11 protein-coding genes are annotated in these 10,593 nt (G+C 70.4%); 4 read left to right on the forward strand and 7 right to left on the reverse strand.

Features of this window, described 5'->3' with window-relative positions:
• Positions 1-65: 65 nt before the first annotated feature.
• A complete protein-coding gene (locus BZY54_RS40615) occupies positions 66-554 on the reverse strand; it encodes a DUF1360 domain-containing protein (RefSeq protein WP_086730385.1) in 489 nt (162 codons plus the stop codon).
• Between the two features lie 138 nt (positions 555-692).
• Positions 693-1,508 carry a ribonuclease BN gene (locus BZY54_RS40620; protein WP_086730386.1) on the reverse strand — a complete coding sequence of 272 codons (816 nt, stop codon included), beginning with the start codon at positions 1,506-1,508 and terminating at the stop codon, positions 693-695.
• Positions 1,509-1,661: 153 nt separating this feature from the next.
• Here BZY54_RS40620 and ctaD point away from each other — a divergent pair, with 153 nt between their 5' ends.
• Together ctaD and ctaF are read left to right on the forward strand one after the other, a co-directional pair.
• Positions 1,662-3,368 (forward strand): aa3-type cytochrome oxidase subunit I, encoded by a 1,707-nt coding sequence (gene ctaD, locus BZY54_RS40625; RefSeq protein WP_086730387.1) that lies wholly within the window; start codon positions 1,662-1,664, stop codon positions 3,366-3,368.
• Entirely contained in the window at positions 3,365-3,847 is a 483-nt protein-coding gene (ctaF, locus tag BZY54_RS40630; RefSeq protein WP_086730388.1) for an aa3-type cytochrome oxidase subunit IV, read from the forward strand. Before ctaD ends, ctaF begins: the two co-directional genes overlap by 4 nt.
• On the opposite strand, the gene qcrB is transcribed toward ctaF, so the two are convergent.
• The 4 genes from qcrB to BZY54_RS40650 all read right to left on the reverse strand — a co-directional run bounded on the left by qcrB (position 3,799) and on the right by BZY54_RS40650 (position 6,768).
• Complete coding sequence (gene qcrB, locus BZY54_RS40635) at positions 3,799-5,421, reverse strand: cytochrome bc1 complex cytochrome b subunit (RefSeq protein WP_086730389.1); 1,623 nt, start codon at positions 5,419-5,421, stop codon at positions 3,799-3,801. The two genes, ctaF and qcrB, sit on opposite strands and share 49 nt — an antisense overlap.
• Positions 5,422-5,472: 51 nt before the next feature.
• Entirely contained in the window at positions 5,473-5,826 is a 354-nt protein-coding gene (locus tag BZY54_RS40640; RefSeq protein ID WP_086730390.1) for a DUF8129 domain-containing protein, read from the reverse strand.
• A 60-nt stretch (positions 5,827-5,886) separates the two neighbouring features.
• Positions 5,887-6,249 (reverse strand): DUF6479 family protein, encoded by a 363-nt coding sequence (locus BZY54_RS40645; RefSeq protein WP_086730391.1) that lies wholly within the window; start codon positions 6,247-6,249, stop codon positions 5,887-5,889.
• Between the two features lie 114 nt (positions 6,250-6,363).
• Positions 6,364-6,768, reverse strand: coding sequence for a ChaB family protein (locus tag BZY54_RS40650; RefSeq protein ID WP_086730392.1), 405 nt, complete (start codon positions 6,766-6,768; stop codon positions 6,364-6,366).
• 124 nt (positions 6,769-6,892) lie between these two features.
• On the opposite strand from BZY54_RS40650, the gene BZY54_RS40655 reads away from it, so the two are divergent.
• Complete coding sequence (locus BZY54_RS40655) at positions 6,893-7,285, forward strand: four-helix bundle copper-binding protein (protein ID WP_086730393.1); 393 nt, start codon at positions 6,893-6,895, stop codon at positions 7,283-7,285.
• Between the two features lie 329 nt (positions 7,286-7,614).
• Here BZY54_RS40655 and BZY54_RS40660 read toward each other — a convergent pair whose 3' ends face one another.
• Positions 7,615-9,156, reverse strand: a complete 1,542-nt coding sequence (locus BZY54_RS40660) for a M28 family metallopeptidase (RefSeq protein ID WP_086730394.1) — start codon at positions 9,154-9,156, stop codon at positions 7,615-7,617.
• 536 nt (positions 9,157-9,692) lie between these two features.
• On the opposite strand from BZY54_RS40660, the gene BZY54_RS40665 reads away from it, so the two are divergent.
• Positions 9,693-10,490, forward strand: a complete 798-nt coding sequence (locus BZY54_RS40665; RefSeq protein ID WP_086730397.1) for an oxygenase MpaB family protein — start codon at positions 9,693-9,695, stop codon at positions 10,488-10,490.
• Positions 10,491-10,593 lie beyond the last annotated feature (103 nt).

The following is a 10,593-nucleotide window of genomic DNA, read 5'->3' on the forward strand; positions in this document are numbered from 1 at the left end:
CTCAGCCCCTCCGCCCCCGCCCGGCCGGCGGGCTTCCCCGGCCCGCTCACTCCTCGGCCGTCCGCTCAGCCCTCGGCCTTCTGCTCGGTGAAGCTCCAGGCGAACTGGAGCCAGTCACCCACCGTCACCGCGCCCAGCCCCGCGCACACCAGGCGGGCGGCCCTGGGCACACAGACGTAGCCGCCGACCAGGGCGCCGGCCACCCAGACGGAGGTGCAGAAGGGGCAGGACACCAGATCGCCGACGGCGCGCCGGACGCCCTCGCCACGCGGTTCGTCCATCACCTCGCCGGCCGGGATCTCGTCGGTGCGGCGGGTGAAGGGGGCGCGCAGGAAACTGGTGACCTTGTCCTTGGTCAGCAGCCGGGACGCCTTGAACGTGGCCGCGCCCAGCAGCGCCACGTCCCACGGCGGAACCCGGTCGGGCAGGTGCACGCCGCGCCGCCGGGCCACCACGGCGAACAGAGCCGCGCCCGTCGAGAAGGTCGCCGCGAGCGCGGCGTACCCGGCGATGGGCACCTTGCCCTGGTCGTAGGACCGCTCCGCGGCCGTCATGGCAGCCTCCCTCGTCGGTGACGCCCGGTCGGGTGGGCCCGGTCGGAATGTCCCGGCCCGAGTGCCCCGCCACCTGCGGGCCACACGCCTGCGGGCGATGGCCGGCCCCGGCCGATCCGCCTGCCGTTCATCCGCACATCAGTCCCTCCGCTTGGGGGGTTCCTCGGGCTCCTCGGGAGGCTCCTCGTGCTCCAGCAGGTGTCCCGTCCGGTCGCAGAACACGTGACCGACCAGTGCACCGCCGTAGACGACGAACCCGACGCCGATGAGCCAGGACTCCACCACCAGGATGGTGCCGATGGGGCCGTAGCTGACCGCGTTGGTGACGATGAGCGGGGTGAACACCAGGTAGGAGAAGGCCCGCAGCCCCACCAGGCCGACCATGGTGGCGACGGCGCCGGGCAGCAGCAGCCGCCGGCGCACCTGGTGGCCGAGGAGGAAGTGCGGGCTCCACCAGAAGAACAGCACACCGATCGCCACACTCAGCAGCATGCGGTAGTCGCCGGCGAGCACGGTGCGGGTCTGCACCTGGACGTACAGGTACACCATGAGGGCGGCCAGCCAGACGGTCTGCCGCCAGATCCGGTGCCACGGCCCGGAGGGCAGCCGCCACACCCGCTCGTAGGCGTTCTGCACGCTGGCGGCGAAGGACAGGCCGAACACCGCGAGCAGCACCGCGCCCCACATGCTGGTGGTGCCGGCGACCCTGCGCGGCTGGCTGAAGACCTGGGAGAGCACGTCGGCGGACCTGCCGGACAGATCCATGCCGTCCACCAGCCAGAGGGCGAACCCGCTGTGGTGCAGGGGATCCGCCGCCGCGACGACGATCAGCAAGGGGGCCAGGGTGACCAGGGCGAGAGTGGCGAACCCCAGGGCGCGGTGCATGAGTTCCAGTCGCCTGCCCCGCCGGTAGAGCTCAACCGCCCACGAAGGACGCGTCGTTCGGCGTGTCATGGCGACGGCGCCTCCTCTCGGGCCACGGGTGACCCGCACGCGGGCGCGTGAAACCAGCCCGCGTCCATCATCGCGACCCGACCGGCCGGGCGCAGCCCGACAGGCCGTCGGCACCGGCGGCTTGAGAGAGGCCTTCCCGGGTACCCACGGCGCATGGCGGTGGACAGAAGGGTCGTGCGGGGGCCGCGCAGGGCGCCGGTGCGACGGACGAACCCGAGACTCGGACGGGCCCTGGTGCGGTGGGCCACCACGACCGATCACAAGGTGATCGGCAACCTGTACATGACGACGGCGTTCTCCTTCTTCCTCTTCGGCGGGGTGCTCGCCCTGCTGATGCGCGCCGAACTCGCCCGTCCCGGGCTGCAGTTGTTCGACAACCAGCAGTACAACCAGCTGTTCACCATCCACGGAACTGTGATGATGCTGCTGTTCGCGACCCCGATGTTCGCCGGGTTCACCAACGCCGTCATGCCGTTGCAGATCGGTGCGCCCGACGTCGCCTTCCCCCGGCTCAACGCGCTGTCGTACTGGCTGTACCTGTTCGGCGGGCTGATGGTGGTGTCCGGGTTCCTGGTGCCCGGTGGAGCGGCCGGCTTCGGCTGGTTCGCCTACGCGCCGCTCAACAGCGCGATCCGCAGCCCCGGCGCGGGTGGCGACCTGTGGGTGATGGGCCTGGTGGTGACCGGTGTGTCCACGACGCTCGGCGCGGTCAACTTCATCACCACCATCCTGTGTCTGCGGGCCCCCGGCATGACCATGTTCCGGATGCCGATCTTCACCTGGAACGCGCTGTTCACCTCGATCCTCGTGCTGCCCGCCTTCCCGGTCCTCACGGCCGCCCTGCTGGCGTTGGAGGCGGACCGGAAGTTCGGCGCGCGGATCTTCGAGGCCGGTGACGGTGGCGCGCTGCTGTGGCAGCACCTGTTCTGGTTCTTCGGGCATCCCGAGGTGTACATCGTCGCCCTGCCGTTCTTCGGCATCGTCTCGGAGATCATCCCGGTGTTCAGCCGCAAACCGATCTTCGGCTACGTCACCCTGGTCGGCGCCACCATCGCGATCACCATGCTGTCGGCGGTGGTCTGGGCCCACCACATGTTCGCCACCGGGGCGGTGCTGCTGCCGTTCTTCTCCCTGATGTCGTTCCTCATCGCGGTGCCGACGGGCGTGAAGTTCTTCAACTGGATCGGCACGATGCACAAGGGCTCGCTGTCCTTCGAGACGCCGATGCTGTGGTCGCTGGGCTTCATGGTGACGTTCCTGCTCGGCGGCATGAGCGGCGTGCTGATCGCCTCCCCGCCGCTCGACTTCCATCTGACCGACAGCTATTTCATCGTGGCCCACCTGCACTACGTGCTCTTCGGCACCGTGGTGTTCGCGATGTTCGCGGGCTTCTACTTCTGGTGGCCGAAGTTCACCGGCAGGTTCCTCGACGAACGACTCGGCAAAATCCACTTCTGGACGCTGTTCGTCGGCTTCCAGACCACCTTCCTCGTCCAGCACTGGCTCGGCGAGATGGGCATGCCGCGCCGCTACGCCGACTATCTGGCCGCCGACGGGTTCACCTCGCTCAACACCGTCAGCTCCATCGGCGCCTTCCTGCTGGGGCTGTCCACGCTCCCGTTCCTCTACAACGTCTGGACGTCGGCCAGGCACGGCCGCAAGGCCGAGACCGACGACCCCTGGGGGTACGGCCGCTCCCTGGAGTGGGCCACCTCCTGTCCACCGCCGCGCCACAACTTCACCGCACTGCCCCGCATCCGCTCGGAGTCCCCGGCGTTCGACCTCCACCACCCGGAGGTCACCCTGCGGGAACAGCGGGCAGCAGAGCACGAACCGACGGACAAGAGGGACGCACTGTGAGAACCGAGGCCCGACTCTTCACCGGCGTGGCGCTCTTCTTCGCCGTGGCCGCCGCCGGCTACGGCTGGTGGTCCGCCGAGCCCGCCGGCACCGCCGCCCTGGCCGTCGCCTCTCTGATGGCCGCGCTGGTCACGTTCTTCCTGCGGGTCCAGCACCGCAGGCGCGGCATGCGCGCCCAGGACCGGCCCGACGCCGATGTGATCGACACCGCCGGACCGCTGGACTTCTTCTCCCCGCACAGCCCCTGGCCGATCGTCGTCGCGCTGGGCGCCGTCCTGTCGGCCCTGGGCGTCGTCTACGGCCTGTGGCTCGCCCTGCTGGGCTTCGGCGTGCTCGGGTGCGGGGTGTTCGGCATGGTGTTCCAGTACGCCGGCCGGGACGATCCGAGCAGCGCGCCGACCGGCCCGGACGTCGCGGTGCGGGTGGCCCCTCAGCGCTCCAGCTCGCGCTCCGAGTCCGACTCCGGCTCCCCGTCCTGAAGGCCCTGGCCCCCGACGCCGTCTCCGTAGTACCAGGAACTGAGCGTGGCCCGCAGTCGCTGGAGCTGCGGCACCTCCCCGTCGCGGCCCTCCGGTGAGGCGAGGGGCCTGGGCACCTGCCGGGCCCGTAGGACATGGCGGGTCTCCTCGTCGACCGGCGTGTGGCCCTCGGCGTAGCCGCCGGTGACCGTCTGCCGTACCACGCCGGTCTCCTCACCCTCTGCGAGCCGCTGAAGTTCGGCCTCCTGCAGAGCGAGGCAGATCCGCTTGGTGAGCATGAAGGCCAGCGGCGGCAGCAGCACCAGGGAGATTCGGAAGACCCACGTCAGGGCGTTGACGGAGACCTTGAAGGTGTCGGCGAGGACGTCGTTGCCGCCGGCGGCGAGCAGCACGCCGTAGCAGCAGATCGCGGCGACGCCCAGCCCCGTCCGCACGGGCCTGTCGCGAGGCCGGTCCGCCAGGTGGTGTTCCTGCTGGTCCCCGGTGATCCACGCCTCGAAGAACGGATACGAGTACAGCACCGCGAACAGGGCGAGCGGCAGCACGACTGCGGGCAGGAAGACGTTCCACATGACGGTGTGCCCGGCGAGCGTCGTCTCCCACGGCGGCACCAGTCGCAGCGAGCCCTCCAGGAACCCCACGTACCAGTCGGGCTGGGAGCCGGTCGACACCGCATCCGGGCGGTAGGGCCCGTACACCCAGACCGGGTTGATCTGTGCCAGCCCGGCGAGCACGGTCAGCGTCCCGAACACCATGCAGAACAGTCCCAGCGAGCTCGCCATGAACTGTGGGAAGAGCGGCTTGCCCACCACGTTGTCGTTGGTGCGGCCCCGGCCCGCCCACTGGGTGTGCTTGAGGTGGAACACCAGGATCAGATGGGCGGTCACGAGGGCGAGCAGCAGCCCCGGGATCAGCAGGATGTGCAGCGAGTACAGGCGGGGGATCAGCTCGTGCCCGGGGAACTGGCCGCCGAAGACGAAGAAGCCGACGTACGTGCCCACCACCGGGATCGACAGCATGATCCCCTCGGCGATCCTGAGACCGGTCCCCGACAGCAGGTCGTCGGGCAGCGAGTAACCGGCGAAGCCCTCGGCGAGCGCCAGCAGGAACAGGGTCACGCCGATAGCCCAGTTGATCTCGCGGGGCCGGCGGAAAGCGCCGGTGAAGAAGACGCGCAGCAGGTGCGCGCCGACCGCCGCCAGGAACACCAGGGCCGCCCAGTGGTGCAGCTGCCGGATCAGCAGTCCGCCGCGCACGTCGAAGCTGATGTGTAGCGTCGACCGGTACGCCTCCGACATGCGGATGCCGTCCAGCGGCGTGTAGGAGCCGTGGTAGACGACCTCGGTCATCGCCGGATGGAAGAACAGGGTCAGCCACACGCCCGTCAGCAGCAGGACGACGAAGCTGTACAGGGCGACCTCGCCCAGCAGGAACGACCAGTGGTCGGGGAAGGCCTTCCGCAGCAGGCCCCCTCCTTCGTACAGCGGCAGCCGCCCGTCGAGGTGGTCGGTGGCCCGCTCGGCCGCATGGCGGGCCCGGGCGGAGGCCCGGGCCCTTCTCTTCCGCAACAGCACGGCGCACGGGTGCCCGCGCGCCGGTGCCGGAAACCAGTCGTGACGTTCCCTCTACGTACGGTCGCCCTTCGGCTTGCCGCGCTGGTCCGGGGTGCCGTGCGGCGGCGGGCCGAACGGCTCCGGGGAGGTCGCGGGGGTCACGGGGGAACCCGCCTGACCCTGGGCCTGCTCGGGGCGCAGCGCCGCGGGGTCGCCCTGGGTGGGCTGGGCGCCCGACTGCAACTGCTCGAGACGGGCGGTCAGCACCTGGGTCACCGGCAGCCGGTCGGCATGCGTGCGCTCGTAGGCGAGCAGCTCCTCGACCTCCTCGGCGGACAGCGAGCGCACGCGGCCCTCCAGGGAACCGAGAGGCAGCTGGTCGTAGTCGGGCAGGGGCAGGGTGCTGCGGCCGGGGTCGTCGGCCATGGATCTCACTTCCTCTGTGCGACGGCCTCACATGGAGAGGGAGACGACACGGTCGGAGGGTCAGCGGCCACCGGGGCCACCGCTGCCGAACGCGCCGCTGCCGCCCTCGTCCCAGCGGGGACGCGCCTGCGTGGGGCTCGTGCGGGACCCGAGGTTGCCGTGCGCCTTCAGCCGGTGCGGCGTCAGGCGGTCATCGCTCCTGGGCACCTCGTCGGGCTCGCGGTTCTCCAGGACCTCACCGACCGGACCGGAGTCCGGGAGGCGCGGCTGCTCCTCCGGGCGAGGTGGTGCGGGCTCGCGGCGGCGGATCCGTGCGCCCAGCCAGAAGGCGCCGATCAGCACCGCCACCAGGACCAGACCGACGACGAACGACCAGAGGCCGTTCGTGGCGCCCACGGCGATGTCCAGCGATGCGGTAGTCATGACCTGCGGGTACCCCTGCCGACCACCACGAACCGACTCACCGAGAAGGGGCCGGGCCCCGGCCCACGCCGGACCGGGTGCGCGAACGCCCTAGCCCGGCCGGCGCGGGCCGGCTCACTCGGAGCGGGCCTGACGGGTGCTGGAACGGTTCGCCTTGCGGATCGCCTCCAGTAGTTCGCCCTTGGACATGTGGGAGCGTCCCTCGATGTCGAGCCGCTTCGCCACGCCGTACAGGTGTTCCTTCGACGCGCTCTCGTCGACGCCCTCGCCACTGCGCCCGCCCTGACCGCGGGGCCGTGCCGACTGGGGATCCGAGGGTCCCTTGCGGCCGCCCTCCTTGCGCTCCCAGTGGTCGCCGACCTTCTCGTACTTGTGCTTGAGCGCGCCGTACGCGACGCGGTGCGCCCGCTCACCCTCGCCGTACTCCTCCACCGCCGAGTCATGGGCCTTGATCCAGGTGCGCTGGGCGTCCTCGGGGGAGCGCTCCAGTGTCGACGGCAGCTCCTGTCGTCCGGGCACGGATCCCACCTCCGTCCTGTGTTGCTCTCGGGGTCGGACGGGTGCCCTGCGCGGTCGGCGGAAAACGGTCGGAACCCTTGGGAGCATTGGGTTTGGCGGGTATGGCACCGGCTACCCGCCGAGTGTGACTACGCCATCTACGACACCATCGACGACTTCGCAACAGGAGCTCATACAGTTTCTCGAGGACAGGTTCGCCTGTGCGCAGGCGTGTACCGACTGTGCGCGGGCCAGCGCCCTGCGCGCGAGCCTGGTGGAGCCGGGCGGGAGCGAGGAGCAGGAACTGCTGCGCCGCATGGGAATCATGTGCGCCGAGGTCTGCGACGCGACCTGCCGGGTGCTGTCCGAGGAGAACAGCCAGGACGAGGCCGGTATCCGCGCCCAGCTGGAGTGGTGTGTGAGTGTCTGCCTGGAGGGAGCGCATGTCTTCGACCGGCACCCGGGCGCCGAACAGGCCGCGGGCGCCTGCCGAACCTGCGCGAAGGCCTGCGGGGAGTTCATCGCGATTCTGCACTGAGGCGGGGAGCCGGCCGAGATCATCTTCTGGGTGTCCGTGCGGGACCGGGCGACCGTCGCCGTCATCGCCTGCTGGGTGATGCGAGCCGTTGCGAGCCGCCTGTCGGCCCCGTCCGCCGCCGTGCCATCCCGGTTTGAGGGGCTCCCGCGCCTGCGGTGGATCCTCGCTGAGGACATTGCCTGGGCCGAGGCGGAGGAGGGCTTGGGTGGTGCCTTCCCTGGGCTGTCTTCTTGTCGTAGTGGGCGCGGGAGGCCGGGCCGGCCAGGGCGGCGAACGCGGATTCGCAGGGGAGGGCCGGGCGTCCGGTCCTCCCCTGCGTGTAGCGGGACTTACCCGGTGACCTCGTGGTCGTGTCCCTCGTGCAGGCCACCACCGCTGCCCGCCGAACCCTTGGTGTTCTGCGGCGCCACAGGCTTGCTCAGCAGAGCGGTGTCCCAGGCGTACTGGCCCACCGCGTTGGCGATGACGTCGACGTTGACGTCGAACGCCTTCATGTTGATGTTCTTCAGGGTGTCGCAAGCGGCGTGGTAGCAGGCGTCGTACGCGACACCGGCCTTACCGCCGTACAGCTTTGCCTGCTCGGCTGTCTTGATGCCCTCGGCGCCGGTGAAGGTGCCGCCCGAGGGGATGCCCACCTCGATGAACGGCCCGTAGTCCGACCGGCCGGTGAAGTCGGTGCCCTCGTGAGGGAGGCCCCTGCCGTCGAGGTAGTCGGTGATCTGCCGTTCCAACTGCGCCGAGCCCTCCGGGCCGGGGCCGGCACCGACCTGGTCGGAGTCGTCGCCGTCGTAGACGAACTGGGCGTGGTTCGGCGAGGCGATCATGTCGAAGTTCAGGTACAGCTTGACCTTGGCGAGGTCCGTCGCCGAGAGGCTGTCGACGTACGCCTCCGAGCCCAGCAGGCCGAACTCCTCAGCCGACCACCAGGCGAAGCGCACCTTGTTCTTGACCTTCTCGTGGGCGAGGTTCAGGGCCACGTCGAGGATGCCGGCCGAGCCGGAGCCGTTGTCGTTGATGCCTGGGCCGGCCGCCACCGAGTCCAGGTGGGAGCCGAACATCACCACGTTGTCGGGGTCGCCGCCCTTGGTCTCGGCGATGACGTTGTAGGTGCGCCGCAGCTCCGAGAAGGTGCGGATCTCCAGGTTGACGGTCACTGCGCCGGCGGCGGCCTTGGCCGCCAAGGCCTCACCGTCCGCCTGCGTGACGCCGCCGGTCGGGATCTTCGCGGCGTTCGGGTCTCCCAGAGTGCCGTTGAGCGCGCCGTCGGTGTTGTTGTAGATGATCGCGCCGACGGCGCCGGCCCCGGCGGCGGTCTCCTGCTTCTGCGCGAAGGTGCAGCCGCCGCGCTTGATCAGCGCGATCCTGCCGGTGAAGGTCCCGGTGGCGTAGTCCTCCGGCTCGCAGCCGGTGGTGTCGTCGACCGGCACCACCGCGACCGGGGCGGTGATGCCGCCGGTGGGGCTGTTGGTGGAGTACGTCATGGCGATCACCGGGACGTCCTGCTGCTGCGGCGAGACCACCCGCAGGCTCTCCGCGAGCGTCTGGCTGAACTGGTAGTCGAACTCGTTCCGGGTCACCGAGTACCCGGCCTTCCGCAGCAGGCCTTCGACGTACTCGGCCGACTGCCGGTGCCCCTCCGACCCGGCCACCCGGGTGTTCCCGTTCTTGTCGGCGATCCGCTGGAACTGTCTCAGGTGTTCGTAGGCATCCTCGGCGTTGCTCTTCTTGACGAGCTTCTTCGCGAGCTTGGCAGCCTCCTTGGCAGGGTCGCTGTGGGCGGAGGCGGTGCCTGATCCGATCAGCAGCAGTGGCGCTATGAGCCCTGCGACGGATACGGCGGCGACCGTGGTGCGGCGCTTCCGAGCGTTCAAGACGCTTCCTTCCGGCAGTCCATGAGGAATGGGCGAATGGCCGAAAACAGGCCGAACGACGTGCGGAGGTACTCCGGGGCAGGCAGGGACGGCCGGATCGCTCCGCCCCCCGCCACCGGCAAAGAGAAAGGTATCTGCTCGGTAAACGCTTGGTAATGGGTTGGAAGAAATCTTCGGCGGCGGCACCGCCGGTGCACTGGTGTCCGACGCACCAATCATCCCTGGCCCGACGGAAGGTGACTGGAAGTCACCGCTGCTGAGCGGAGCCAAGGCAGGGCGAAGGCGGTGGTCCGGCGGCGCGGCGGCCATGCGCGCCCCGGTCCCGCCCACGGCATCCGAACCGGTCGGAGCCGGGGACTTCTTGCGTTCTTGCGACCTGCTCCTGGCAGGTTCGCCGGCCGGCCTCGTTGGTCCGCCTTCCGCCGGGCATCCGCTCCCGAGAGAGATAGCCTGCCCGGGTGGAGACCATACGCACGGGCGCGGGGCGTGACACGGCCGATCCCGGCCTGTTCGGGCCCGGTTCGGTGACCTGGCAGATGCACGGAGATCCGATGATGTGGATCGCCGGCATCCGGGCGCTGTATCTGCAGGCCCTGCACCCTCGCGCCGTACGCGGGGTGATGGAGAACTCCGACTTCCGGCGCGACGCCTGGGGCCGGCTGATGCGCACCGCCGACTTCGTCGGGACGACGACGTACGGAACGGCCGAGGCCGCCGAACGGGCGGGCGCGAGGGTGCGCCGGATCCACCGCATGCTCTCGGCGACCGACCCGGAGACGGGGGAGCGGTACGGAGTCGACGCCCCCGAACTGCTGCTGTGGGTGCACTGCGCGGAGATCGACTCGTATCTGCACGTGCTGCGCCGCTCGGGATTCCCGCTCACCGACGCCCAGGCCGACCGGTACATCGCCGAACACCGCGTCAGCGCCCGCCTGGTCGGCCTCGACCCGCACGCCGTGCCCGCGAGCCGGGCGGACCTGGCCGCCTACTTCGACGAGGTACGCCCCGAACTCGCAGCCGGAGCCGACGCGCGCGCCGTGGACGACTTCCTGCTCCGCCCGCCGACGCATCCGCTGCTCGTACCGGCGCGCGAGGTACTGTGGCGGCGCGTGGCGCAACTGGCGTACGCCGCCCTGCCACCGTACGCCCACGAGCTGTACGGCAGAGCGGCCCCCGCGCCCACCGTCGTCACCCGCCGGCTGCGGGCCACGGGCACCCTGCTGCGCCGCGTTCCCGCACGTCTGCGCTGGCAACTCCCGCCCAAACACATCCTGCGCGCCATGGCCAGGCTCGGTCCCGAGGCACGTCCCGCACCGTACAAAGTCGGACCATAGCGCGCCATACTGGGCGAGGGTCTCCCCTGTGGATCAGACCGACGCCGGGACACGGCCCCCGGGGGTGGTCCGCGAGGCGGACCCGGCCGGGGAGGGCGGGCAC

This window comes from Streptomyces carpinensis (assembly GCF_002154505.1).
Taxonomy (GTDB): Bacteria; Actinomycetota; Actinomycetes; order Streptomycetales; family Streptomycetaceae; genus Streptomyces; species Streptomyces carpinensis.

Coding starts and splice junctions, on each gene's coding strand:
- BZY54_RS40640 (WP_086730390.1), bottom strand. CDS start 5,826: ATGGCCGACGACCCCGGCCGCAGCACCCTGCCCCTGCCCGACTACGAC.
- BZY54_RS40665 (WP_086730397.1), top strand. CDS start 9,693: ATGCACGGAGATCCGATGATGTGGATCGCCGGCATCCGGGCGCTGTAT.
- ctaD (WP_086730387.1), top strand. CDS start 1,662: ATGGCGGTGGACAGAAGGGTCGTGCGGGGGCCGCGCAGGGCGCCGGTG.
- BZY54_RS40620 (WP_086730386.1), bottom strand. CDS start 1,508: ATGACACGCCGAACGACGCGTCCTTCGTGGGCGGTTGAGCTCTACCGG.
- BZY54_RS40645 (WP_086730391.1), bottom strand. CDS start 6,249: ATGACTACCGCATCGCTGGACATCGCCGTGGGCGCCACGAACGGCCTC.
- BZY54_RS40615 (WP_086730385.1), bottom strand. CDS start 554: ATGACGGCCGCGGAGCGGTCCTACGACCAGGGCAAGGTGCCCATCGCC.